The sequence below is a fragment of the Arthrobacter sp. NPDC058097 genome, assembly GCF_042884885.1.
GTDB lineage: Bacteria > Actinomycetota > Actinomycetes > Actinomycetales > Micrococcaceae > Arthrobacter.
In genome coordinates this window covers 798,419-822,819 of record NZ_JBHVSZ010000001.1, presented here as the reverse complement: position 1 = coordinate 822,819, position 24,401 = coordinate 798,419, and the positions used below count along the sequence as shown (strand labels likewise).

Here is a 24,401-nt window from a genome sequence, read left to right as displayed (position 1 = left end):
GCGAACTACGAATACGCCTTCTACTGGCACCTGTTCCTGGACGGATCCATCGAGTTCCTCGTCAAGGCCACCGGCATCCTCTCCACCGCCGGCCAGACCCCGGGCGAGAAGAGCCCGTACGGGCAGTCACTGAACAACGACGGGCTCTACGCCCCCATCCACCAGCACATGTTCAACGTCCGCATGGACTTCGAACTCGACGGACCCAACAACGCGGTCTACGAAGTCGACATGGAATACCCCGAGCACAACCCGACCCACACCGCGTTCATGGCCGTGGACCGGCTCCTGGAAACGGAACAGGCCGCGATCCGCAAAACCGACGAGGCCAAGCACCGCTTCTGGAAAATCGTCAACCACGACTCCAAAAACATCGTCAACGAACCCGTCGCCTACCGGCTGATCCCCACCAACGGGATCCAACTCGCCGCCGGGGACGAGTCCTACGTCTCCAAACGAGCCCAGTTCGCAAGGAACAACCTCTGGGTCACCGCCTACGACCGGACCGAACGCTTCGCCGCTGGCGAGTACCCCAACCAGGCCACCGGCGCCGACGACGGCCTGCACATCTGGACCCAAAAAGACCGGAACATCGTCGATCAGGACCTCGTAGTCTGGTACACCTTCGGCATGCACCACGTCGTCCGCCTCGAAGACTGGCCCGTCATGCCCCGCCAGAACATCGGCTTCATGCTCGAACCCCACGGCTTCTTCAACCAAAACCCCACCCTCAACCTCCCCACCGAAACCCGCAGCACCACCAACGGACACTGCTCCATCGGCAACGGACACTAACCCCGCAGAAACCCCTCACCCAGAACCACCAGAACCACCAGCACCAACAACCGGTCCCCGATGCTGCCCACGGGCAGCATCGGGGACCTACCCCTTTCCCCACCCAAAAATTTTTTCCCAACGACAAAACGGCGGCACCCTTTCGGGTGCCGCCGTTTTGCGTGCTGCCGGGTTCCTAGGCCGTCACCGGAGCCCGTGGTTGTGTGCCAGCGCGATCGCCTCGGTGCGTGAGCCGACGTCGAGCTTCTTGAAGAGGTTCCGCACATGGAACTTGACCGTGTTCTCGCTGATGCCCATCGCCGCGGCGATGGTGCGGTTGCGGTTTCCGGCGGCGAGGTGCTGGAGCACCTCGAGTTCCCGGGCGGCAAGGTTCCATCCGGCGACATCCCCGGCCGGGCGCGTGGGTAGGTCGAGGGGTAGGGATACGAAGACGTCTGCACCCCAGCCTGGCATGACGTCCATACGCAGCTGTCCGGTAAGCGCCTGGACCCGGCGGTCGAGGCGGGTGATGCTCGGCGAGTCGGCGGCGAGTGCACCGCGGCCGTCGTCGCGCACGTTGATCAGCAGGTTTTCGCCGTCGCAGTCCCACTGGGTGCGGATTCTGCTGACCTCGGGTTGCTCCATCATGGCCAGCACGAGTCCGCGGACCACAGCCCTTGCCGCGTGGGCGACTTCGCCGGGAAGGGCCCGTCCATTCAGCGGCGGTTCGATGAACTCGGCCTCGATGCCGCTGTAGCCGGTGAGCGGCCGCAGGTCCTCGCGCAGGCGTTCGAAGGCCTTGGCAACGGGCTCTTCCACCAGGTCGGTCGTGCGGTCGCTGAGGGTGCGCAGCCGGACCAAGGCCTTGGCGGTGAGGTCCGTGACGGTGGTGCGGGCCGCTGCATTGTCCATCGAGGAAGAACGCAGGGCCGCCAGGAGGGTCTCCAGGGTGGTGGAGTGCAGGTCGGTCAGTTCCGCCGTCACACGGATGCGTTCGGCTGAGGCCGCCCGGGATTCCAATAGGTACGACGGCGGAGCATCGGCCACCTTCTCCTGGATCCGCCGGGCAGCAAGGCCCCACAGATACCGCACCAGGTCCAGGCCGGCGTTGTCCCCTGCATCGGCTGGCTGGGGATCCGTGAGGACGAGGAGGGCCTGGCTGGCGGCGTGTTTGAGGGCGAGAGCGGGCCGGGACTTGCCGGCCAGCTCGGCTTCGCCGAACCAGGGGGTCTCATCCGAAAGCGTGGCACGGAGGGTGTCCAGTTCGGCGATGGAAACGCGGGAAATGATCTCCTCCGCACCCGCCTTCTTCTGCGGCCGCCCCGTGCAGTCCTCTGTGAAGATGACCAGCGCGCTGCTTCCCAGGTAGGGGAGCAAGGCATCACGCAGCCGCTCCGCTATTTGAAGCAACGGGGCATCGGCTACGGCTGCCACGGAATGCAGCAGAGGCCACGGCAGGTCTGAAAGGGGCTTATTCGACGCCTTCGTCGGCTGGTCGGTGACTGCGCTCATTCGGGTAGTTTACCGGCTACCCAGTCCGAAAGTGTAGTAAAAACCGTCAGAAAACAGTGTTACTCCTACCCATTAGTTTCGGAAGTATGGGTGTCAACCGGAAAGCATCCGTACGGCCGCTGCAGGCCGACGACCGAATCAAAGGGGATTAATTGTGAATCCGACAGCAACCGCGACGCGTATCGCAGACAACGCCACCACACTTGACTGGACGTCCGAGGACCAGCGTGCGGTCGACACTCTCCGGGTTTTGGCCGCCGACGCCGTCGAGAAGGTGGGCAACGGCCACCCCGGCACGGCAATGAGCCTGGCCCCGGCCGCCTACCTTCTGTTCCAGAAGCTGATGCGCCACGACCCGCGCGACCCGGAGTGGATCGGCCGTGACCGCTTCATCCTGTCACCGGGGCACTCCTCGCTGACGCTGTACAGCCAGCTGTTCTTCTCCGGCTACGGCCTGGAACTGAAGGACCTGGAAGCCCTGCGCACGTGGGACGCACTGACCCCCGGCCACCCGGAGTACAAGCACACCCCGGGCGTGGAAATCACCACCGGCCCGCTGGGCCAGGGCCTCGCCTCCTCCGTTGGCTTCGCATACTCCCAGCGCCGCCAGCGGGGCCTGTTCGACGCCGATGCTCCCGCCGGCGAGAGCCCGTTCGACCACACCATCTGGGTCATCGCGTCCGACGGCGACATCCAGGAAGGCGTGACCTCTGAGGCCTCCTCCCTGGCCGGCCACCAGGAACTCGGCAACCTTGTGGTCATCTACGACGAGAACCACATCTCCATCGAGGACGACACCGACATCGCCTTCACCGAGGACGTCCTGAAGCGCTACGAAGCCTACGGCTGGCACACCCAGCGCGTTGACTGGACCGAGTCTGGCGAGTACGTCGAAGACGTTCAGGAGCTCTACTCCGCGCTCCTGGCTGCGAAGGCCGAGACCTCCAAGCCGTCCATCATCTCGCTGCGCACCATCATCGGCTACCCGGCCCCCAAGAAGCAGAACACCGGCAAGATCCACGGTTCGGCCCTCGGCGCTGACGAAGTTGCAGCCCTGAAGGAAGTGCTGGGCTTCGATCCCGCCAAGTCCTTCGAGGTGGACGCCGACGTGCTGGCCCACGCTCGGCGTGTGGTGGACCGCGGCGCGGCTGCCCGCAAGGAATGGGAGGAGTCCTTCTCCGTCTGGCAGTCCGCCAACCCGGAAGCCGCTGCCCTGCTGGAGCGCGTCGAGGCCCGCCAGCTTCCCGCCGGGCTCGACGCCGCGCTGCCGGTCTTCGAAGCCGGCAAGGACGTCTCCACCCGTGCCGCGTCCGGCAAGGTCCTGAACGCCATCGGCCCGGTCATGCCGGAACTCTGGGGCGGCTCGGCCGACCTCGCCGAGTCGAACAACACCACCATCGAGGGATCGCCGTCGTTCATCCCGGCCTCGCGCTCCACTGAAGCGTGGAAGGGCAACCCGTACGGCCGCGTCCTGCACTTCGGCATCCGCGAGCACGCTGCAGCCTCGATCGTGAACGGCATCAGCCTCCACGGCAAGACCCGCGCATTCTCCGGCACCTTCCTGATCTTCAGCGACTACCAGAAGCCGGCCATCCGCCTTGGCGCGCTGATGGGGGTCCCGTCCATCTATGTGTGGTCGCACGACTCCATCGGACTCGGCGAAGACGGCCCCACCCACCAGCCGGTGGAACAGCTCGCCACCCTGCGTGCGATCGTCGGCCTGGACGTCGTCCGCCCGGCCGACGCCAACGAGGTTGGCATCGCGTGGAAGACCATCCTGGAGAACCACGGGAACCCGGCCGGCATCGTTCTGACCCGCCAGAACGTGCCGACCTTCGCCCGCGGCGAGGGTACTGCCCAGGGTGACACCTTCGCCTCCCCGGCCGGTGTGGCCAAGGGCGGTTACGTCCTGGCCGAGGCGTCCAGGGACGGCAAGACCGTGAACGCGCAGGTCATCCTGATCGGCACCGGCTCCGAGGTCCAGCTGGCCGTCCAGGCCCGCGAGGCACTCCAGGCCGAGGGCATCGCCGCCCGCGTGGTCTCCATGCCGTGCGTCGAGTGGTTCAACAAGCAGGACGCCGCCTACCGCGAGGCAGTCCTGCCCGCATCGGTCAAGGCCCGCGTTTCCGTCGAAGCCGGACTTGCCCTGGGCTGGAAGGAATTCGTCGGCGACGCCGGCCGCTCCATCAGCCTCGAGCACTACGGAGCCTCCGCCGACTACAAGCGCCTGTTCCGGGAATTCGGCATCACCGCAGAAGCAGTCGCGGCCGCTGCCAAGGACTCCCTCGCCGCCGCAGCCAACTAACTTTTGAAGGAAGAAACAAGCCATGACCAACGCAACACCCACCGCACAGCTTTCTGAAGCAGGTCTGTCCATCTGGCTGGACGACCTCTCCCGGGAGCGGCTCGACAGCGGCAGCCTGCAGAAGCTCATCGACCAGAAGAACGTCGTCGGCGTGACCACCAACCCGTCCATCTTCCAGGCCGCGATCACCTCCGGCACGGACTACGACGCCAAGATCGCCGAACTTGCCGCGCAGGGCGCCGGCGTCGAGGAGACGATCTTCGAGATCACGACGACGGACGTCGCCGATGCCTGCGACCTCTTCGCCCCGATCGCCGCCGCCACCAACGGCATCGACGGCCGTGTCTCCATCGAGGTGGACCCCCGCCTGGCCTGGGACACCGAGGGCACGATCGCCGAAGCGAAGAACCTGTTCAAGAAGGTCGACAAGGACAACGTCCTGATCAAGATCCCCGCCACGATCGAAGGCCTCGCAGCCATCACCGCGGTCCTGGCCGAAGGCATCAGCGTCAACGTGACCCTGATCTTCTCGCTGGAGCGCTACCGGGCAGTCATCAACGCCTTCCAGGCCGGGCTCAAGCTGGCCAAGGACAACGGCCATGACCTGTCCAAGATCCACTCCGTGGCCTCGTTCTTCGTGTCCCGCGTGGACAGCGAGATCGACAAGCGCCTGGATGCGATCGGCACCGACGCAGCCAAGGCTCTCAAGGGCAAAGCGGGCGTTGCCAACGCCCGCCTCGCCTACCAGGTCTACGAGGAGCTCTTCTCCACGGAACGCTGGGCAGTTCTGGCTGAAGCCGGCGCGCGTCCGCAGCGTCCCCTGTGGGCCTCCACCGGCGTGAAGGACCCGGCCTACCCGGACACCCTCTATGTCACCGAGCTCGTCGCTGCCGGCATCGTCAACACCATGCCGGAGAAGACCCTGGACGCCACGTTTGACCACGGCGTAGTCACCGGTGACACCATCACCGGCACCTACGGGGAAGCCAACAGGGTCCTCACCGCCCTCGAACACCTCGGCGTCTCCTACAACAACGTCGTCGCCCTGCTGGAATCCGAAGGCCTGGACAAGTTCGTGGCCAGCTGGAACGAACTCCTGGCCGACGTCAACAGCGCCCTCACTACTGCGCGGAAGGCGTCCTAGCCGCCGCATTGCAGCCCCGGCTTCCGCCATCCGTCCTGACTGCGTGGGGACCCCTTTGGGGGTCCCCACGCAGCGCTTACCCAGATCACTGAAAGGCAGACACCATGTCCGTTTCACCCCTGAATTGCTGCATCAACCCCAGCATCCTCTCGGCAGACTTCGTCAACCTCGAAGCCGAGCTGGCGCGGATCAGCAACGCCGACGCCGTGCACGTGGATGTCATGGACAACCACTTCGTGCCGAACCTGACCATCGGCCTGCCCGTTGTGGAACGGATCCAAAAAGTCAGCCCCGTCCCGCTCGACGCCCACCTCATGATTTCCAACGCCGACCGCTGGGCACCCCAGTTCGCTGACGCCGGCCTGAGCTCGGTGACATTCCACGTCGAGGCGTCCGACGCGCCCATCAAACTCGCCCGCGAACTCCGCGCCCGCGGATCCAAGGCAGGCATGGCACTGCGCCCGGCCACGCCGGTGGAACCGTACCTGGACATGCTCACCGAACTGGACATGCTGTTGCTCATGACGGTCGAGCCGGGCTTCGGCGGCCAGGCATTCCTGGACGTCGTGCTGCCCAAGATCCGACGCGCCCGTGCCGCGGTCGAGGGGGCCGGGGTGAATGTGGCCATCCAGGTGGACGGCGGCATTACTGAAGAAACCATCGTCCGCGCTGCCGAGGCCGGCGCCAACGTCTTCGTGGCCGGATCGGCCGTGTACGGCAAGCCGTCACCCGAGGACGCCATCGAGTCGCTGCGGGCAAAGGGCCAGCTCGCCTTTGGCCCGGCATCGAGCCCCAACAACGTCATATTCCAGCAAGCCTAAAGGACCACTCATGCGCGTTCATATCGCAACCGACCACGCCGGCATGGAACTGAGCTCCCACCTCATCACGGCGCTGTCAGCCAGCGGCTACGAGATGGTGGACCATGGGCCTGCCGCCTACGACGCCGAGGATGACTACCCCGCGTTCTGCATCAACGCCGCGGCTGCCGTCGTCGCGGACCAGGCCGCAGGCGTGGACGCCCTGGGCATCGTGCTGGGCGGCTCGGGCAACGGGGAGCAGATCTCTGCCAACAAGGTCAAGGGCGTGCGGGCAGCGCTGGCCTGGAACCTGGACACGGCCAAACTGGCCCGTCAGCACAACAACGCCAACGTTGTCGCAGTCGGCGGGCGCCAGCACACTGTTGAAGAGGCCACCGAACTGATCAAGGCCTTCCTGGCCGAACCTTTCACCAACGCCGAGCGCCACGAACGCCGCATCGGCAAGATTGCCACCTTTGAGTCCACCGGCGAGGTTGTCGAATAGCATGCCCATTGCAACCCCAGAGATTTATGCCGACATGATCGACCGTGCCAAGAAGGGCGGCTACGCGTTCCCGGCGGTCAATGTGACCTCTTCGCAGACCTTGAATGCGGCTTTGCGCGGTTTCGCAGAGGCCGAGTCTGATGGCATCGTGCAGGTTTCCACCGGCGGTGCGGCGTACTGGTCCGGCGCGTCGACGAAGGACATGGTCGCCGGGTCGCTGGGCTTCGCCGCGTTCGCCCGTGAGGTGGCGAAGAACTACAACGTGAACATCGCCCTGCACACGGACCACTGCCCCAAGGACAAGCTGGACAGTTTCGTGCTGCCGCTGCTGGCCGCGTCCGAGGCCGAGGTCAAGGCCGGCCGGAACCCGCTGTTCAACTCGCACATGTGGGACGGTTCGGCCGAGACGCTGCAGGAGAACCTGCGGATCGCCCGTGAGCTGCTGGAGCGGGCTGCTGCGGCGAAGATCATCCTCGAGGTCGAGATCGGCACGGTCGGCGGCGAGGAGGACGGTGTGGAGCACGAGATTAACGAGAAGCTCTACACCACGGTCGAGGACGCGCTGGCCACGATCGATGCCCTGGGTGCCGGGGAGAACGGCCGGTACATCACGGCGCTGACGTTCGGTAACGTGCACGGGGTGTACAAGCCGGGCGGGGTGAAGCTGCGTCCGGAGATCCTGAAGGACATCCAGGCCCAGGTGGGTGCCAAGATCGGCAAGGACAACCCGTTCGACCTGGTGTTCCATGGCGGTTCGGGGTCCTCGGACCAGGAGATCGCGGACGCCGTCTCGTATGGTGTGATCAAGATGAACATCGACACGGACACGCAGTACGCGTACACGCGTCCGGTGGCGGACCACATGTTCCGCAACTACGACGGCGTGCTGAAGGTCGACGGCGAAGTGGGCAACAAGAAGACCTACGACCCCCGCGTCTGGGGCGCCTCCGCCGAAGCCGGCCTCGCCGCCCGCGTTGTCGAGGCAACCCAGCGGCTATGTTCCGCAGGCAAGACCTTCTAACTGTCGGACGAGCTCCTTTTAACCACCAGAACCTTGAAAGCGATGATATGAGCAACACATCAACCAACGGGCCGGAAGCCGGGACTGTCTACCGCGTCCACATAGGTACCGATCACGCAGGCCTGGAATTGAGCCGCACGCTGCAGCACGAACTGGCGAGCCTCGGGTTTGACGTGGTGGACCACGGCCCCACAGAGTACGACGCCCAGGACGACTACCCGCGTTTCTGCATCAGTGCCGCCGAGGGCGTCGCCCGAGACCTCAACGACAACCGGCCAAGCCTCGGAATTGTCATCGGCGGCTCCGGCAACGGCGAGCAGATCGCGGCGAACAAAGTCAGGGGCATCCGCGCCGCTTTGGTTTGGAACGAGTCAACAGCACGCCTGGCCCGGCAGCACAACGACGCGAACGTCATCGCCATCGGCGCCCGCGAGCACACGCCGGAGGAATGCCGCCAGCTCGCGGTCCTTTTCCTGCAGGAGCCTTTCACCCAGGACTCCCGGCACAAGCGCCGCATTGCGCAGATCGCGGACTATGAAACCTGCCTCACCCCGCTGGCATGCGAGATTAGCCGAAGGGACGCGCTGGTACGCATGGACCGCAGCGTGGGAATCCCTCAACCCGCTTAGCGATCTTCGCGTCCTGGTGATAGACGGACGCAGGCTGGTTGGCGAGCTTTATCTACTATCAGGCCCTGACCGCCGTCGAACTCTAACCCGGGAGGAGTTTTTGTCCAGATCTCGCGACTTCAAGGGGGTTTAGAGCCCATTATCTGGACAAAAACTCGGGGGAGTAAGGGAAGTACGACGCCAGCCGGTCACCATGTGCGGTGACCGGCCGGCGTCGTGATCAATTATGAGCCGAACAAAGCCGGGGAGCCGGCGGGGCGGTGGGTGGCGATCAGCCCGCTGGCCATCCGCCGGGCGCGGCGCATCCTGATGAAGGGCTCGATCATCGCAGCCGCCGAAGGTGACCGGCTCTCGGCCCGTGGGGGAGACTCTTCTGCCCCGTCATTCACAGCGGCTTGTTGCCCTCGGTTTCTGCCTCCGGGTCCACGTCGTTCCCGTAATGCGTGGCGGCAGCGAGCCCGGCCACCTGCTGGTCCGCGTTGGTCTGGCCCGGAGGCAGCCGTTTCCCCTCGCTGCCGGCGGTCTCCTGGTCGGCGCCGGGCACCACATCTTCCCTCAGGTGCGGATCGCGGGGCAGGTCTGAGCTTTCTTCCTTGTTCGTCATGAACTCAGGGAAGCAGCTACTCCGGGCCGCCGCAATAGCACGGCCGCGCCATGGATGCAGCCCCGGCGATTCAGCGCTGACGACACAGCCCAACGGCGCCGGTTCCCTAGAAGGGCGGGGGTTCGGGTGCCGCGGAGTGGTCCGGTGGTTTCGGTGTTCGTTCTGGTGGTTCGCCGGGGTGGAAGGTGTAGTCGGGTTCGCATCCGGCGGCGGGGCGGGGGCAGCCGGGGAACCGGCAGGTTTTGTCGCGGGAGTTCAGGTAGCGGCGGAGTGCTTTGGGTGGGCGGTAGGCGGTGCGGCCGGCGCCGAGGGCCTGGCCGGTGGTGCAGTCGGTGAAGAGCCGTTGCCAGGTGGGGGCGAGGGCGGCCAGGCGCCGGGCCATCGCGGCATCGATCAGCCGGTAGCCTTCGAGCTCGGCCTGTTCGGCACCCTCGCCGGATTCGGCGTTGCTGAGGACGTGCCGGAGCGGGATGGTCACGACGATCTCGGCGCGGAACGTCCCGGTTTCCGGTCCGTCAGTTCCACCGAACGGCCCGTCTCCACTGAAAGGCCCGTCTTCGCTGAGGAGCTCGTCGGACCCGCCGAAAAGCCTGGCGGGCCCGCCCAGGAATCGGTAGGTGAATGCGTCAGCGCGCAGCTCCGGGAGCGTGTTGTGATCCGGCGTGGCGTGTTGTTCGGGCTGGGCTCCGGGTTCGGTGGCGTGGGCTTGGCGTGCGTGGTGGTCGAGTCCGTTGTAGATGGCGAGCCCGGTTTCTGCTGGCAGGCGTGCGGTGAGGGTGCACATGCCGTCGGGTTCGGCCGTGAACCAGACCCCGCGTTCACGCTGGGCGGCTTCTTTGCGGGTGGTGAGGCTTTCGGGGTGGAGACGCTCGCGCAGCCGCCGCAGGCAGGAGCGGAACTCGGACGGGGTGCGGCGGCGGCCGTGCCGGGTCCGGGTCCGCTGGAGGGCGATGGCGGCGAAGTTTTCGGCGTGCGAGGCGGGGAGGGAGCGGGCCTGGTCCAGGATGATCCGGGCGTGCGCGTCGGAGATCTCACCCGCCTCGACCGCTTCAAGGACTTGCCACTGGGACGTGGCGAGGTCGCCGGCGTCATTCAGCCAGCGCGCGGCGGTGCCTTCGGAGAGGGCGCAGGTGGTGGACACCTCGCTGACGGCCAGGGCATGGGCCTCGTCCCCGCCGAAGCGGACCGGCTGGTTCTCCATCCGCGCTGGTGATTCTTCGCCCATCGCTTCCTCGACCCGTGCCAGGGCGCGCAATTTCACCGCTGTTGCCCAGGCGATGACCCGGTCGGCCGACTCCACCACACCGAGCGCTTCGTCGGCCGTGAGGAACGACGGGAGCGGGACGCTCAGGGTGCCGGCCAGCAGTGAATCCTCCCGGTCCGTGAAGTCCACCGCCGGAACCCACACCCCGCCACCGCTGACCGCCGTAACTTCCATGCCGCACCCCCTCCCGGAAACCCTTGGCCTCTGAAATCCCGCCGGCATCTCCCCTCACCGGACACTCCCAGACTAGGAGGAGGGTCTGACATTTTTAATGCTGAGCCCGGGGGAGGGGAACAAGTGTCCGTTCGCGCTGAGGGGGGCCGCGCCGAGGTGGGACCGCCTAGGCCGTGGCTTCGTCGTCCTCGTTGGGGTCAGCCGTGAGCGTGTGGTCGACCTGGGCTGATTCGATGAGCTGCGTCATGGCAACGTGGATTTCCTCCGCCTGCGCGTGGGTGAGGCCGAGCTTGGCCAGCATGGTGCCGGGGACGCCCATGGCCTTGTCGCGCAGTGCCGCACCTTCGGGGGTCAGGCCGACTGCAAGGGACCGTTCATCGCCGGGAACGCGGCGGCGGGTCACGTATCCCAAGGCCTCGAGGCGCTTAAGCAGCGGGGATAGTGTGGCCGGAACCAGGAGGAGGGCGTCGCTGATTTCCTTGACCGAACGCGGACTCTTCTCCCACAGCGCCAGCATCACCAGGTACTGCGGGTGGGTCAGGTTCAGCTCCTGCAGCACGGGCCGGTAGGCGCCGATGACGGTGCGCGAGGCGACAGCCAGAGCGAAGCAGAGCTGCCGCTCGAGCAGGAGGTCTTCGTCGCTCCCTGAGGGGGAAGTCATGAAGCCATGATATCGAAGTGCCGAAACCGCCTACGGGAACATGGCGAGGAACAGGAACGCGGCGAACAGCACCAAGTGGATGGCCCCCTGCAGCCGGGTGGCTCGGCCGGGCACAACGGTGAGTGTTCCCACGATGACGGTCAGCAGGAACAGGACTATCTGCGTGCCGCCGAGCCCCAGCGTCAGCGGTCCCTGCAGCCAGATGCTGGCCACGGCGATGGCAGGAATCGTGAGGCCGATGCTGGCAATTGCCGAGCCATAGGCCAGGTTGAGGCTGATCTGGATCCTGTTCCGTGAGGCGGCCCGGGTGGCGGCAAGACCCTCCGGCAGCAGCACCAGGAGTGCGATGACAACGCCCACAAAGGACTCCGGAATCCCGGCTCGGCTGACGCCCGCCTCGATGACCGGGGATACAGTTTTGGCCAGTCCGACGACGGCGACCAGCGCCGCGCACAGCAGCGCCAGGCTTGTGTAGGTGGCCCGGTTGGTCGGGGTGGGTCCATGGCCGCCGTCCTCGCCGTCGTCGGAAACGACGGGAAGGAAAAAGTGGCGGTGGCGGACGGTCTGGGTCAGCACGAACACGCCGTACAGGGCAAGCGAGGCAACGGCCGCGAAGCCCAGCTGCAAGGGTGAAAACTCTGGCCCGGGCCGCGACGTCGTGAAGGTTGGCAGGACCAGCGTCAGGGTGGCCAGCGTGGTGACCACGGCCAGGGCGGCACCGGCTCCCTCGGGGTTGAACCGCGGAATGCCGTACCTTCGGGCGCCAACGAGCAGGGCAATCCCCACGATGCCGTTGGCAGTGATCATGACAGCGGCGAAGACAGTGTCCCGCGCCAGCGAATGGCTTCCCTCGCCGCCGGACGCGATCAGCGTGACGATGAGGGCCACCTCGATGACGGTCACGGCGACGGCCAGCACAAGCGATCCGAAGGGCTCACCGACGCGCTGCGCCACCACTTCGGCGTGATGCACCGCCGCCAGGACGGCGCCCACCAGGACCACCGCGATGACGGTTGCCAGGGCCGGGCCGGGGGAGACTCCCCAGGTCACAGCCAGCAGGATCAGGCCGACGACGGAAACGACGGCGGTCCAGGACGATCGGAGCCGGGCCAGCACAGCGCTATCTTCTCAGTGCCGGCCCTTCAGGGCTAGCCCTCACACTCCGAGCAGTACTTCTTGCCGTCCTTTTCCCGCGCGAGCTGGCTGCGGTGGTGGACCAGGAAGCAGGACATGCAGGTGAACTCGTCTTCCTGCACCGGAACAACCTGGATCAGCAGCTCTTCGTGCGACAGGTCGGCACCGGGAAGGTCAATGCCCTCGGCGGTGTCCGCTTCCTCCACGTCAAGCAGGGCAGTCTGGGATCCGCCCTGCCGGGACTGGATAGCCTCCAGGGACTCGTTGGCCGGCTGGTCCTCTTGGGCCACGCGAGGGGCGTCGTAGTCAGTTGCCATGGTTCTTACTCCTTCGGCTGTACGCCGGACGACGCACATTTCGCAGGACTCAACGAGTGGGCGCCGCCAGGTATTCCCGGTAACCGGGGACGGGTTAAGGTCCCCAAAGTTTAGAGGATGATTTCGCGGGTCATGCCGAAGGGGACCTCTCGGAAAGCGTGGCGGTGTAGCTTCCTGGCTTGTTGCGGGTGACCATGATCCCGTGTGTTCCGGTGAGAATGGCCGCTTCCTGAAGGCACTTGACGGCGGCATCGAGCCTCTCGTCGAGGATCTTGCGGTCGTCGACCTGGATGTCGATGGTATTGGTGGTGCTGGGCATGGGTGTCCTTGGGCTGTTAGTAAGTTTTTGAGCTGTGCAGAGTTTCTGGGCCGCTCGCGAACCGGCGGCAGGGCACTCCGGGCTGTCTGCGTAAGCAGCAACGGCCGGATGCCGATATGTGCGGCCTGTAGGCTGCTGGTGCACCGCCCCCACGGGCTCTGATGGAAGCCGGCTCACGCGTACGGTTCGCGTGATCATGTCGGTGCTCTGCGAAAAATTAGAACGTGAGCTCAAAACTTTTGTCAAGATACGCCGGTGGGAGCACAAGCGGGACGGAGCCCCAAAAACACCAGGAAACCCTAGGCCCCTTCCCGCACCGCTTCCTCGATCCGCCGTGGCTATCCAGCAGGGCCGTGTGACCTGCGCAACAGGGTTGTGACGACTCTGTGTGCCGGGTGGGCAATGGCGATGTGCCGCCGGGTTAGGCTGTTCCGTGCTTCGTCTGAAACGCCTCGCGGTTCTTAGCCTTTTCGCGTTCTGCGCCATCACGGCGTGCGCGTTCTGGCTACTCGGCGCGACCAATGCGGGCCTGTCCGGCGCGGGGACACATGCAGCCCAACCGGCCCCGCCCCAGATTGCGGGGAAGTTCGTCCCGCTGGCCAGCGGGAGCGCTCATGCCGTGAACATCACCAGGACCGTAGACCCGGGCTGGCTGGCCCGGACCGCTGCGAAAACAGGAATCCCTGCGCGGGCGCTCCGGGCATACGTTGCCGCGGCAGGCCTGGCGAATGCCGACGCGCCGGGGTGCGGGATCGGCTGGAACACGGTGGCCGCCGTCGGGTTTGTTGAATCCGTGCACGGCGCCCTCGGCGGCGGCAGGCTCACGGCTTCGGGGGAGGTGAGCGGCCCGATCGTCGGTCCCGGCCTCAATGGCGACGGCTTCGCCGCCATTCCCGATACCGACGGCGGCGCGCTGGACGGTGACGCCCGCTGGGACCGCGCCGTCGGACCTATGCAGTTCATCCCCTCCACGTGGGAACTGGCCGGAAAGGATGCCAACGGGGACGGCGTGGCCGATCCGCACAACATCGACGACGCCGCACTCAGCGCCGCCGGCTATCTGTGCGCCGGCGGCCGGGACCTCACCGCGGCCCAGGGGTGGAGCGACGCCATCTGGTCCTACAACCAGTCCGAAGCCTACCTCGTGCAGGTGGGCGGGAAGGCTGTTGAGTACGCGGAGCAGGCCGGATAACCGGCAAGCACAAAGGGCCTGGCACTTTTAGTGCCAGACCCGATGTGTGTGCCTGTTTCTTAGACCCTGTGCGGGGACCCCAGTTCCACCGGCTCCTCGTCCATAAGGTACGCGGACTCGGAGTGGGCGGCGATGTCGATTCCGTGGAGTTCGGCAGCCTCGTCGATGCGGAGGCCCATGGTGATGTTGAGGACCTTGGCGATGACCCAGGTGGCCGCAAAGGAGTAGGCAAGCGTGGCCACGGTTGCCACCGTCTGGATGCCGAGGAGGTCGAACCCTCCGCCGTAGAACAGTCCGTTGACCTTGTTGGGGGCGGCGTCCGTGGCGAAGAAGCCGATCAGCAGGGTTCCGATGATGCCGCCGATGAGGTGCACGCCGACGACGTCGAGCGAGTCGTCGAACCCGAGACGGAACTTCAGTTCGATGGCCAGGGAGCAGACGACCCCGGCGATCAGTCCGATGGCCAGTGCGCCGAGCGGGCTCACGGCGCCGCAGGCGGGGGTGATCGCGACGAGGGCCGAGATCAATCCGGACGCGGCGCCCATGCTGCTGGCGCTGCCAAGCCGGATGCGTTCCACCAGGGTCCAGGCGAGCAGACCGGCGGCGCCGGCCACCGCGGTGTTCAGGAAAACCACCGACGCCGAGTGCCCGGCGGTGAGGGCCGAGCCGGCGTTGAAGCCGAACCAGCCGGCCCACAGCAGTCCCGCTCCGACCAGCACCAGAGGACGGCTGTGCGGCCTGACATGTTCGCTCTTGGGCCAGCCCGCGCTGCGTCCCAGGACGAGCGCGAGGGCGAGGGCTGCGATTCCCGCGTTCATATGCACGGCCGTTCCGCCGGCGAAGTCGACCGCCTTGAGGTTGTTGATGATCCAGCCGCCGGTGACGGAACCGTCCGCGGAGCTGAAGGCGAAAACCCAGTGGGCCACCGGGAAGTACACCACCGTTGCCCACAGGGCGGCGAAGGTCATCCAGGCGCCGAACTTCATCCGGCCAGCTGCGGCTCCGGCGATGATGGCGGTGGTGATCCCGGCGAAGAACAGCTGGAAGGCGGCGAACAGGGCCGGCGGGATGGCGGCGTCGGGATCCTCGGCCAGCAACTGGCCGAGGCCGAGGTATTCTGTGGCGTCACCGATGAGCCCGGCCCCGCCGAGGGAATTGCCGAAGACCATCGAGTAGCCGAACACCGCCCAAAGGACGGCGACGACGCTGACGCCGCCGAAGCACATCATCATCATGTTCAGGATCCGGCGGGAACCCACCATGCCCCCGTAGAACAGGGCAAGGGCGGGGATCATCATGCAGACCAGGCCGCTCGCGGCGAGAATCCAGGCAACATCTCCAGAATTCATGGGACTCCAATCAGGGAATGGGGGCTGAGTAGTGTGGTGAAACCATGATTCACCGCAGTAAATGCTCCTGGGTTTCGCCGGAGTTAACTTCGCGTTGCGATCGCTGACTTGGCGCGACTCCCAGATTTAACAAACCGGGCGCACTTTTGTAACATCACTTTGGCTACTGTGGTTCAACAGCGTTTCACCGCAGGTAACACCGAACCGAACAGGACAGTTCCGATGACAAGCCTCGCAACACCTGAACTAGCAGCGGAGCCGGCCGCTCCGCTTGAAGCCGGCCGGATCTCGCTTGCCGACATCGCCAAGGCCCATGATGTCCGCTTCCTGCTGGCCACCTTCGTGGACATGACCGGCAAGCCGTGCGCCAAGCTGGTGCCGGTCGAAGCCGCCGACGAGCTCGAGGCCGGGGCCATGGGATTCGCCGGCTATGCAGCCGGACTGATCGGCCAGAAGCCGCAGGACTCAGACCTCATTGCCGTTCCCGACCTCGCATCCTTCACCCCAGTGCCGTTCATCAAAGAGGGCCTCGCGCTGATCCACTGCGACCCCTACGTCGACGGCAAGCCCTGGCCCTACGCGCCGCGTGTCATCCTCAAGAACACCCTCGCCCGCCTTGCCGGGGAGGGGATGCAGGCAAAGATTGGCGCCGAGGTGGAATACTTCCTCGTCAACAAGAACGCCGACGGCACCATCAGCACCGCGGACACCCGCGACGATTCACCCCGTCCCTGCTACGACGCCCGCGGCGTCACCCGCATGTACGAGCACCTCACCTCGATCTCCACCGCCATGAACAGCCTGGGCTGGGGCAACTACGCCAGCGACCACGAGGACGCCGCGGGACAGTTCGAACAGAACTTCAACTACGCCGACGCCCTGACCACTGCAGACCGCGTGGTCTCCCTGCGCTACATCCTGAACATCCTCGCCGAGCAGCGCGGCATGACCGCAACCTTCATGCCCAAGCCCTTCACCGACCGCACCGGCACGGGGCTCCACTTCCACCTGTCCCTGTGGTCAGGCGCGGACGCCCTCTTCCCCGGGGACGACGGCGACCGCGGCCTTGGGCTGTCAGCGCTCGCCTATTCGTTCATCGGCGGCCTCCTCGACCATGCCCCGGCACTGCAGGCCTTCCTCGCGCCGACGGTCAACTCCTACAAGCGCACCGGCGCCACCACCAGTTCCTCCGGGGCAACGTGGTCACCGCGCAAGGCCTCGTTTGGCGGCAACGACCGAACCCATATGGTCCGCGTTCCCGACGAAAAGCGGATCGAGCTGCGGTCCGGGGACGGCTCGGCCAACCCCTACCTCGCCATCGCCACCGCCATCGAGGCCGGGCTCGACGGCATCACCAGGGCGGCAGACCCGGGAGCCCCGTCCGGTCCCGGTGAGGCGCGCCCGGATGCCCACCTGCTGCCGGCAACACTTCTCCACGCCGTCGAGGCCCTGCGCCGGGACCCGGTCGTCCTCTCCAGCCTCAGCGGCGACCAGGCGATCGGCCAGTACTACGCAGATGCCAAGGAAGAGGAGTTCCTGACCTGGCACAACCAGGTAAGCGACTGGGAAATCCGGACCTACCTGACCTCGATCTGAAACCGGCCCCCACCTAGAAAAGGACACACACATGTGCGGAATCGCCGCGCTGCAGCTGCGCAACCCCCTGCTGCACTCCCAGATGGGCAGCCTCCTGTCCTCGATGCTGTGCCAGATCGTGGATCGCGGACCGGACTCTGCCGGCCTCGCCGTCTATGACACCCCGGGCCTCGTTTCCGGCAGCACCTCCACGCTCAGCCTCCTGGGCAGGGAGCAGGCCCTGCCGGCGGCCGGGATCGCCGCCGCGCTGGAAAGCCTGCTGCCCGCCTCCGCCGGGACGGCAGTGAAGGTGGTGGGCGACACCACCTTCGTCAGCTCCGCCGTCGACACCGAGCTGCTCGCCAAGGCAGTGCGCGAAACCCTTCCTGAGTCCACCATCATCGGCCGCGGCGAGCACGTGGCTGTGATGAAGAGCGTGGGCCATCCGATGGAGATCGCCGCCGAGCACGGGCTGGAGGCCATGTCCGGCAGCCAGGGCCTGTCCCACACCCGGATGGCCACGGAATCGGCCGTCACCGCCGGCGGATCCCACCCGTTCTCCGTGGCCGACGACCTGTGCCTGGTGCACAACGGCTCGTTCTCCAACCACGCCACCATCCGCCGGGACCTGCTGCGCGACGGCGTGGTGTTCGACTCCGACAACGACACCGAGGTCGGTGCCCGCTACATCGCCTCCCGGCTGAAGCAGGGCGACACCCTGGAGGAGGCCCTGACCAATCTCGGCGAGGTCTTCGATGGCTTCTACACGCTGGTGGTTACCACCGCCGACAGCATGGCAGTGGTCCGCGACCCCATCGCCTGCAAGCCGGCCATCATCGCCGAGACTGCCGATTACGTGGCCATGGCCTCCGAATACCGTGCCCTGGCATCCCTGCCCGGCATCGACACCGCCCGCATCTTTGAACCGGAACCCGGAAAGGTCTACACATGGTCACTCTGATCGAAACCCAGACGCAGGATTACGCCACGGTCACCGATGAGTTTTCCACCCTCGCGGACCTCGCCGACAGCCCGGTCCGCGGGCTCAACCAGGCCCTGCACGATGCAGCCGACGGGCAGTCCTGGACCGTTGAGAACCCTGGCGGGAAGCACAGCCTCGCCGTCGGCATCAATGCCGGGATCTCTGTCACCATCAACGGCCATGCCGGCTATTACGCTGCCGGGATGCACCAAAAAGGCGAGGTGACCGTCAATGGCAATGCCGGCGTCGGACTCGCCGAGAACATCATGTCCGGAAGGGTCCATGTAAAGGGGGATGCCTCCCAGTCGGCGGCGGCCACCGGCCACGGCGGACTCGTGGTGATCGACGGCAACGCCGGAGCCCGCTGCGGGATCTCCATGAAGGGCGTCGACATTGTGGTGGGCGGCAACATCGGCCACATGTCCGCCTTCATGGCCCAGGCCGGCCGGCTCGTGGTCTGCGGTGACGCCGGGGACGCCCTCGGCGACTCCATCTACGAGGCCCGCATCTACGTGAAGGGAACCGTGGCCTCCCTCGGCGCGGACTGCATCGAAAAGCCGATGAAGGCCGAGCATCTGGAGGAGCTCGCCGGCCTGCTCGCCGCCGCCGGGCGCACCGACAACCCCGCGGACTTCAAGCGCTACGGCTCGGCGCGGAACCTCTACCACTTCAGCGTGCACAACTCGACGTCTTACTAAAGGACAACGCCATGACCATCACCTCCCTGACCCAGGACGCCCCGGCAGCCTTTCCCGCACGGCAGGTCGAAGAACTGGGCCTTCGCGAATCCGCCACGTTCGACCGCGCCACCATCGCCGACATCCAGCGCGCCGCCGCCACCGGCGTCTACGACATCCGCGGCTGGGGAGCCAAGCGCAAGGTCCCGCACTTCGATGACCTGCTGTTCCTGGGCGCCTCCATGTCCCGCTACCCGCTGGAGGGCTACCGCGAAAAGTGCGATACCGACGTCGTCCTTGGCGACCGCTACGCCTCCAGGCCGCTGCACCTGGAAACCCCGGTGACCATCGCCGGCATGAGCTTCGGCGCCCTGTCCGCCAACGCCAAGGAGGCCCTGGGCCGCGGCGCCAGCGAGGTGGGCACCTCCACCACCACCGGCGACGGCGGCATGACCCCCGAGGAGCGCGGCCAGTCCAAGCACCTCGTGTACCAGTACCTGCCGTCGCGCTACGGCATGAACCCGGACGACCTCCGCAAGGCCGACGCCATCGAAGTGGTCCTCGGCCAGGGCGCCAAACCCGGCGGCGGCGGCATGCTGCTCGGCCAGAAGATCACCGAGCGCGTGGCCGGCATGCGCACCCTGCCGGTGGGCATCGACCAGCGCTCCGCCAGCCGACACCCGGACTGGACCGGACCGGACGACCTGGAAATCAAGATCGGTGAGCTCCGCGAGATCACCGACTGGAAGACGCCCATCTACGTCAAGATCGGCGCGTCCCGGCCCTACTACGACACCGCCCTGGCCGTGAAGGCCGGAGCCGACGTCGTCGTCGTCGATGGCATGCAGGGCGGCACCGCCGCGACCCAGCAGGTGTTCATCGAGAACGTCGGGATCCCCACGCTGGCGGCTATCCCGCAGGCGGTCCAGGCGCTGCAGGAGCTTGGCCTGCACCGCAAGGTCCAGCTCATCGTCTCCGGCGGCATCCGCACCGGCGCCGACGTCGCCAAGGCCATGGCCCTGGGTGCCGACGCCGTCGCCATCGGCACGGCGGCGCTGATTGCGCTGGGCGACAACGATCCCCGGTACGCCGCCGAATACGAGGCCATGGGATCGGCGGCGGGCTTCTATGATGATTTCCAGGACGGCAGGGATCCCGCCGGCATCACCACCCAGGACCCGGAACTCGCGTCTCGGCTCGACCCCATCGCCGGCGGCCGCCGCCTGGCCAACTACTTGCGCGTCCTGACCATGGAGGCCCAGACCATCGCCCGGGCCTGCGGAAAGTCGCACCTGCGCAACCTCGAGCCGGAGGACCTGGTGGCCCTCACCATCGAGGCGTCGGCCATGGCCCGCGTCCCGCTTGCCGGCACCAGCTGGATCCCCGGGGCGAAGTGATGCCGGGGACCGTTTCCGGACTTCTGCGGGACATTTCCGACGTCGGTGCTGACGCCCGCCGCGGCGGCTACTCCCGGCCGGTCTTCTCCACCGCGGAGACAGAGCTCCGGAGCTGGTTCACCGAGCAGGCGGAACGGCGCGGGCTGGATGTCCACACCGACGCGAACGGCATCATCTGGGCCTGGTGGGACACCGCAACCGGAACCCGCCGGGACGCTGTGGTCACGGGCAGCCACCTGGACTCGGTGCCCGGCGGCGGCGAATACGACGGGCCGCTGGGCGTCGCGTCCGCGCTCGTCGCCGTCGACATCCTGAAAGACCGCGGGTTCCGTCCGCGCCGGCCGCTGGCCATCGCCGTCTTCCCGGAGGAGGAGGGCTCCCGCTTCGGCGTCGCCTGCCTGGGCTCGCGGCTGCTCACCGGCGCTTTGGACCCGAACACGGCCCGCAATCTCAAGGACGCGGACGGCAACACATACGCTGACGTGGCCGCGGCGAACGGGCAGGACCCCCGGTTCATCGGCGCCGACCACAAGACCCTCGGCCAGCTGGGCCTGTTCGTGGAACTGCACGTCGAGCAGGGGAGGGGGCTGGCCGACCTCGGCCAGCCAGTGGCCATCGGCTCCTCGATCCTGGGCCACGGCCGGTGGAAACTGTCGGTGCACGGCCAGGGCAACCACGCTGGAACGACGCTCATGAAGGACCGGAGGGATCCCATGATCGCCGCGGCCAAGATCATGCTGGGCATCCGGGACACCGCCGCGAAGTACCGGGATGCGCGGGCGACGGTGGGCAGGCTTCAGCCTGTGCCCGGCGGAACCAACGTGATCGCGTCCCGCGCCGACATGTGGATCGACGTCCGGCACCCGCGCGACGAGGTCACCGCCGCCCTGGTGGAATCCATCCACCTGAACGCCCAGCTGATGGCTGCGGAGGAAAACTGCACGGTGACGTTCGGCGTCGAATCCCTGAGCCGCACCGTGCATTTCGACACCGGCCTGCGGGACCGGCTCCAGGCCATGCTCCCCGAGGCGCCAGTGCTGGACACCGGCGCGGGCCACGACGCAGGGGTGCTCTCAGGGCACCTTCCCACGGCCATGCTGTTCGTGCGGAACCCGACCGGGATCTCGCACTCACCGGAGGAACTGGTGGAGGATGCCGACGCCGAGGCAGGTGCGGCGGCGCTCGCAGATGCCTTAGCGGGACTGCTGGGAACGGCCAGGGCACTCGGATCCGGGCTGCAGGCTCCACCTATGATGGCTGGATGACGGATCAGGCTGGCGAAGCGAGGGACATGTCCGCGGAGAACACCGATGACGGCGTGGCCGGCAAGCTGGAACGGATCATTGCCGGCCAGGTCCGGCACTACCGGACGGCGAACGGCCTCTCCGCCTCGGAACTGGCCTCACGCACCGGCATGTCCAAGGCGATGATCTCCAAGATTGAAACCGCCAGCACGTCCTGTTCGCTCACCACGCTGCAGCGGCTAGCGGACGGGCTGAAAATTCCGGTCACGGCGCTGTTCCGCGGTGCGGACACGGACCGGGACGCCACCTTCACCAAGAATGGCCAGGGCAGCCTGACGGTTCGCAGCGGTACCCAGCACGGGCACGAGTACCGGGTTCTCGGGACCCTCAAGGGACGGACCGACGCCCTGGAGCCGACGCTGGTGACGCTTACCGACGCGTCCGACGTCTTCCCGTTGTTCCAGCACCCCGGCACCGAGTTCATCTACATGCTGGCCGGCAGGATGGTGTACGGCCATGGTGCTTACGAATACACGATGGAGCCCGGCGATTCCCTGCTCCTCGACGGCGAAGGCCCGCACGGCCCGCTGGAGCTGCTGGACCTGCCCATCCGGTTCCTGGCCATCGCCGCAAAGTAGGTTTTAGTCGGCGAGGATCTGGTAGAGGGCGCGGCGGGTCTCATCGATCTTTTCCATCGCGGCGGCACGCTGTTCCTCCGTTGCCGCAAACCGGAACTGGTGGATGACGCCCATGAGCTTCTCCACGCTCTGGTGGAACGCGGGCCCGGAATCCTCGGCGTTGGTGGTCCAGGCCCGGTCCAGCTCCTCGGCGTGCTCGGTTACGTACTCCCGTCCCTGGTCGGTGAGCGCGAACTCGGTGCGGCGGCCGTCGCCCACCGGGGCAATGAGCTCCTCGTCGACGAGCTGCTGCAGCGTCGGGTAAACGGAGCCCGGGCTGGGCCGCCAGGCACCTGACGACTTCTCGGCAATGGTCTTGATGATCCCGTAGCCGTTGGACGGGGCTTCCGCCAGGAGCGAGAGGATCGCGGAGCGGACATCGCCCCTGTTCGCCCGGCGTGAACCGCCGGGGCCAAATCCGGGGCCGAATCCGCGGCCGGGGCCAAACCTGCCGTGTCCGTGCGGCCCGCGGCGGCTCCTTCCCCGCTCGAAGCGCCCCGCCCCGGGGCCGAAATCCGCAAATCTATGGTGTTCGTGAATGCCTTTCATGGTGGCATCGTCCTTCCGTTGAGTATCACGTCCATCTGAAGCGATACTCAACGATATATCGGTACATATCGACCGTCAACGGTGATTTTGATGCGCCTGCGCTGCAACGGATGAGAGTTTTTGTCCAGATATCGCGAGTTGAGGGGTGCGGAAGTCCCGGTATATGCACAAAAACTCCCGGGGGTTTCATGCTTTTCCTTAATTGCCTTGCGGTCTGCAGGTTTGATGTCGTGCGCTTCGGTGGCGGCCCCGCTGGCGAGCAGCCGGAGGCCGTCCTCGTCCGGGGTTCCGGGTTTCGCGCTATAAGCGGTGAGGGTCAGGCCGGGCGCGCAGGTTCCCGACAGCGGGATGCCGGAACTCCTTGAAACCGGTGCTGTGCAGGCGAACGTCGTGCCGCGCCCAGCGGATGCGGAATTCTTCCGAGCGTGTGCTCAGCTCGCCCACCATGTCGCTGAGGTCCTTGTTGTATGGGTCGCGGCCGGCCTCGGTGTGCAGCAGGGCACCGCCGGTGTCCGCGGCCTTGTCCCAGTCGGGGTAGAGGTTGCGTGAGCGGGGGTCCAGGAACTGGAACCGGGCGAGGTTCACCGGCCGGACGGGTGAGAGGAACGCTTCGCAGTAGAGTGCGCGGCCCAGATCGTTGATCGCAAGGATGTCCAGGCGGCCGTTGCGAACAAACGCCGGAATTCCGCTCATCGAATCGAGGATGGTCTGGACGCTGGGCTGCACCGCAGTGGCCGGTTGCCGCCTGGCCGCGCGCCGTGCCGGTGGCAGTCCCTGCCAGTACCTGTATGGGCGCCTCAGCCCTCCCGCCGGCTCACCATCTCGTTGATCCAGATCGGAGCAAAGGGCGACGTGCAGTTGGGCGGGGTCGGGTAGTCCTTCAGGACTTCCAGCCGTTCACCGATGTTGATGGCCCGGGCCCGGTGGTCGGCGTGCTCGATGCCGATCTGCGCCAGGGTGTGGTTCATGGCCCACTGCAGGCGGTCCGGGGCGCCCTTCATTTCCGCCTCGATCGTGTCCAGGAGCCCCGGCATGTCGAGACCCTCGGGCTTCTTCGCGACCCGCTCCGTGGTCAGGGCCCACCCGGCGCTCGCGACCGCCGGGTCCGGATCGTCAGTCCAGGCGACGCGCAACTCTTCGGCGTGCGGGCTCTTCTTCACCACGTAGTTCACCAGCCAGTCATGCACCTTGGGTGCCCGGGCCTGGCGCAGCATGGTGTCCAGTTCCTGCAGCTCGAAGGACTTTGGCCGGCAGACCAGCAGTGACAGCAAGCGGGCGGCGGTGTCATTGGTGGCCCACAACTCACGGGCCAGCTCGTGCTGCGTCTTCAGCCGCTTCGCGACCGCGCGCAAGGCCGAGAGGTTCACGCCGTGGTCGTCGCCGCGCTTCTGGTTCGCCTCGCGCATCCTCAGATCCTCGAGCGCGGCCAGTTCGGCCATCACTGCGTCAATTGTTGTCTCCGCCATCACTACTGCTCCTGCTCGCCGGCCCCTTCGGTCGTATTCTACGGTCGCCGACTGCGCCGTTCGGTGCACTGCCCGCAGCGCCCTGTTCACTTGCCCGACGGCTGCGGTTCGCTTCCGGACCCTAGCCTGT

The 24,401-nt window shown here is 66.5% G+C and carries 24 protein-coding genes and 1 pseudogene; 14 read left to right on the top strand and 11 right to left on the bottom strand.

Annotated features, from left to right (window positions below; all coding sequences use genetic code 11):
- A pseudogene (locus tag ACFVTE_RS03880) lies at positions 1 to 795 on the top strand (tyramine oxidase); the annotation flags it as partial.
- 183 nt (positions 796 to 978) lie between these two features.
- On the opposite strand, the gene ACFVTE_RS03875 reads toward ACFVTE_RS03880, so the two are convergent.
- Positions 979 to 2,286, bottom strand: a complete 1,308-nt coding sequence (locus tag ACFVTE_RS03875; protein WP_387097073.1) for a LuxR C-terminal-related transcriptional regulator — start codon at positions 2,284 to 2,286, stop codon at positions 979 to 981.
- 154 nt (positions 2,287 to 2,440) lie between these two features.
- On the opposite strand from ACFVTE_RS03875, the gene tkt reads away from it, so the two are divergent.
- The 6 genes from tkt (at position 2,441) to ACFVTE_RS03845 (ending at position 8,690) form a co-directional block, all read left to right on the top strand.
- Positions 2,441 to 4,591, top strand: coding sequence for a transketolase (tkt, locus tag ACFVTE_RS03870; RefSeq protein ID WP_387097070.1), 2,151 nt, complete (start codon positions 2,441 to 2,443; stop codon positions 4,589 to 4,591).
- Positions 4,592 to 4,613: 22 nt separating this feature from the next.
- Positions 4,614 to 5,735 (top strand): transaldolase, encoded by a 1,122-nt coding sequence (gene tal, locus ACFVTE_RS03865; RefSeq protein WP_387097067.1) that lies wholly within the window; start codon positions 4,614 to 4,616, stop codon positions 5,733 to 5,735.
- Positions 5,736 to 5,839: 104 nt separating this feature from the next.
- Positions 5,840 to 6,556, top strand: coding sequence for a ribulose-phosphate 3-epimerase (gene rpe, locus ACFVTE_RS03860; RefSeq protein ID WP_387097065.1), 717 nt, complete (start codon positions 5,840 to 5,842; stop codon positions 6,554 to 6,556).
- Between the two features lie 10 nt (positions 6,557 to 6,566).
- Positions 6,567 to 7,040 (top strand): ribose-5-phosphate isomerase, encoded by a 474-nt coding sequence (locus ACFVTE_RS03855; protein WP_377954647.1) that lies wholly within the window; start codon positions 6,567 to 6,569, stop codon positions 7,038 to 7,040.
- Between the two features lies 1 nt (position 7,041).
- The gene (gene fbaA / locus ACFVTE_RS03850; protein ID WP_387097062.1) at positions 7,042 to 8,061 is read left to right on the top strand and encodes a class II fructose-bisphosphate aldolase; all 1,020 of its coding nucleotides are present in this window, start codon (positions 7,042 to 7,044) and stop codon (positions 8,059 to 8,061) included.
- 47 nt (positions 8,062 to 8,108) lie between these two features.
- The gene (locus ACFVTE_RS03845) at positions 8,109 to 8,690 is read left to right on the top strand and encodes a ribose-5-phosphate isomerase (protein WP_387097059.1); all 582 of its coding nucleotides are present in this window, start codon (positions 8,109 to 8,111) and stop codon (positions 8,688 to 8,690) included.
- 385 nt (positions 8,691 to 9,075) lie between these two features.
- Here ACFVTE_RS03845 and ACFVTE_RS03840 read toward each other — a convergent pair whose 3' ends face one another.
- The 6 genes from ACFVTE_RS03840 to ACFVTE_RS03815 form a co-directional block, all read right to left on the bottom strand.
- Complete coding sequence (locus ACFVTE_RS03840) at positions 9,076 to 9,294, bottom strand: hypothetical protein (protein ID WP_387097056.1); 219 nt, start codon at positions 9,292 to 9,294, stop codon at positions 9,076 to 9,078.
- 106 nt (positions 9,295 to 9,400) lie between these two features.
- Entirely contained in the window at positions 9,401 to 10,732 is a 1,332-nt protein-coding gene (locus ACFVTE_RS03835; RefSeq protein ID WP_387097054.1) for a DUF222 domain-containing protein, read from the bottom strand.
- A 166-nt stretch (positions 10,733 to 10,898) separates the two neighbouring features.
- The gene (locus ACFVTE_RS03830) at positions 10,899 to 11,393 is read right to left on the bottom strand and encodes a MarR family winged helix-turn-helix transcriptional regulator (RefSeq protein ID WP_387097051.1); all 495 of its coding nucleotides are present in this window, start codon (positions 11,391 to 11,393) and stop codon (positions 10,899 to 10,901) included.
- 30 nt (positions 11,394 to 11,423) lie between these two features.
- On the bottom strand, positions 11,424 to 12,509 hold the full coding sequence (locus ACFVTE_RS03825; protein ID WP_387097048.1) for a calcium:proton antiporter: 1,086 nt from the start codon (positions 12,507 to 12,509) through the stop codon (positions 11,424 to 11,426).
- Between the two features lie 32 nt (positions 12,510 to 12,541).
- Positions 12,542 to 12,844, bottom strand: a complete 303-nt coding sequence (locus tag ACFVTE_RS03820; protein ID WP_003802821.1) for a DUF4193 domain-containing protein — start codon at positions 12,842 to 12,844, stop codon at positions 12,542 to 12,544.
- 130 nt (positions 12,845 to 12,974) lie between these two features.
- Complete coding sequence (locus tag ACFVTE_RS03815) at positions 12,975 to 13,163, bottom strand: hypothetical protein (RefSeq protein WP_387097045.1); 189 nt, start codon at positions 13,161 to 13,163, stop codon at positions 12,975 to 12,977.
- A gap of 433 nt (positions 13,164 to 13,596) precedes the next feature.
- Between ACFVTE_RS03815 and ACFVTE_RS03810 the strand changes: the two genes are divergently transcribed.
- The gene (locus ACFVTE_RS03810; protein WP_387097043.1) at positions 13,597 to 14,355 is read left to right on the top strand and encodes a lytic transglycosylase domain-containing protein; all 759 of its coding nucleotides are present in this window, start codon (positions 13,597 to 13,599) and stop codon (positions 14,353 to 14,355) included.
- A 59-nt stretch (positions 14,356 to 14,414) separates the two neighbouring features.
- On the opposite strand, the gene ACFVTE_RS03805 is transcribed toward ACFVTE_RS03810, so the two are convergent.
- Positions 14,415 to 15,704, bottom strand: a complete 1,290-nt coding sequence (locus ACFVTE_RS03805) for an ammonium transporter (protein ID WP_387097040.1) — start codon at positions 15,702 to 15,704, stop codon at positions 14,415 to 14,417.
- Between the two features lie 222 nt (positions 15,705 to 15,926).
- On the opposite strand from ACFVTE_RS03805, the gene glnT reads away from it, so the two are divergent.
- From glnT to ACFVTE_RS03775, 6 genes are read left to right on the top strand one after another with little or no spacing between them, the layout of a single operon-like run.
- On the top strand, positions 15,927 to 17,300 hold the full coding sequence (glnT, locus tag ACFVTE_RS03800) for a type III glutamate--ammonia ligase (protein ID WP_387097038.1): 1,374 nt from the start codon (positions 15,927 to 15,929) through the stop codon (positions 17,298 to 17,300).
- A 31-nt stretch (positions 17,301 to 17,331) separates the two neighbouring features.
- Positions 17,332 to 18,240 carry a glutamine amidotransferase gene (locus ACFVTE_RS03795; protein ID WP_387097035.1) on the top strand — a complete coding sequence of 303 codons (909 nt, stop codon included), beginning with the start codon at positions 17,332 to 17,334 and terminating at the stop codon, positions 18,238 to 18,240.
- Positions 18,228 to 18,959: a protein glxC gene (locus ACFVTE_RS03790; RefSeq protein WP_387097032.1), complete on the top strand. Its 732-nt coding sequence runs from the start codon at positions 18,228 to 18,230 to the stop codon at positions 18,957 to 18,959. The genes ACFVTE_RS03795 and ACFVTE_RS03790 overlap by 13 nt, the downstream gene beginning before the upstream one ends.
- An 11-nt stretch (positions 18,960 to 18,970) precedes the next feature.
- Complete coding sequence (locus ACFVTE_RS03785) at positions 18,971 to 20,335, top strand: FMN-binding glutamate synthase family protein (protein ID WP_387097029.1); 1,365 nt, start codon at positions 18,971 to 18,973, stop codon at positions 20,333 to 20,335.
- A complete protein-coding gene (locus tag ACFVTE_RS03780; RefSeq protein ID WP_387097027.1) occupies positions 20,335 to 21,600 on the top strand; it encodes an allantoate amidohydrolase in 1,266 nt (421 codons plus the stop codon). The genes ACFVTE_RS03785 and ACFVTE_RS03780 overlap by 1 nt, the downstream gene beginning before the upstream one ends.
- Entirely contained in the window at positions 21,597 to 22,217 is a 621-nt protein-coding gene (locus ACFVTE_RS03775; protein ID WP_387097024.1) for a helix-turn-helix domain-containing protein, read from the top strand. The genes ACFVTE_RS03780 and ACFVTE_RS03775 overlap by 4 nt, the downstream gene beginning before the upstream one ends.
- 3 nt (positions 22,218 to 22,220) lie before the next feature.
- Here ACFVTE_RS03775 and ACFVTE_RS03770 read toward each other — a convergent pair whose 3' ends face one another.
- The 3 genes from ACFVTE_RS03770 to ACFVTE_RS03760 form a co-directional block, all read right to left on the bottom strand.
- Positions 22,221 to 22,805, bottom strand: a complete 585-nt coding sequence (locus ACFVTE_RS03770) for a PadR family transcriptional regulator (protein WP_387097021.1) — start codon at positions 22,803 to 22,805, stop codon at positions 22,221 to 22,223.
- Between the two features lie 300 nt (positions 22,806 to 23,105).
- The gene (locus ACFVTE_RS03765) at positions 23,106 to 23,498 is read right to left on the bottom strand and encodes a hypothetical protein (protein WP_387097019.1); all 393 of its coding nucleotides are present in this window, start codon (positions 23,496 to 23,498) and stop codon (positions 23,106 to 23,108) included.
- Between the two features lie 104 nt (positions 23,499 to 23,602).
- Positions 23,603 to 24,271: a DNA alkylation repair protein gene (locus ACFVTE_RS03760; protein WP_387097016.1), complete on the bottom strand. Its 669-nt coding sequence runs from the start codon at positions 24,269 to 24,271 to the stop codon at positions 23,603 to 23,605.
- Between the last annotated feature and the right edge of the window lie 130 nt (positions 24,272 to 24,401).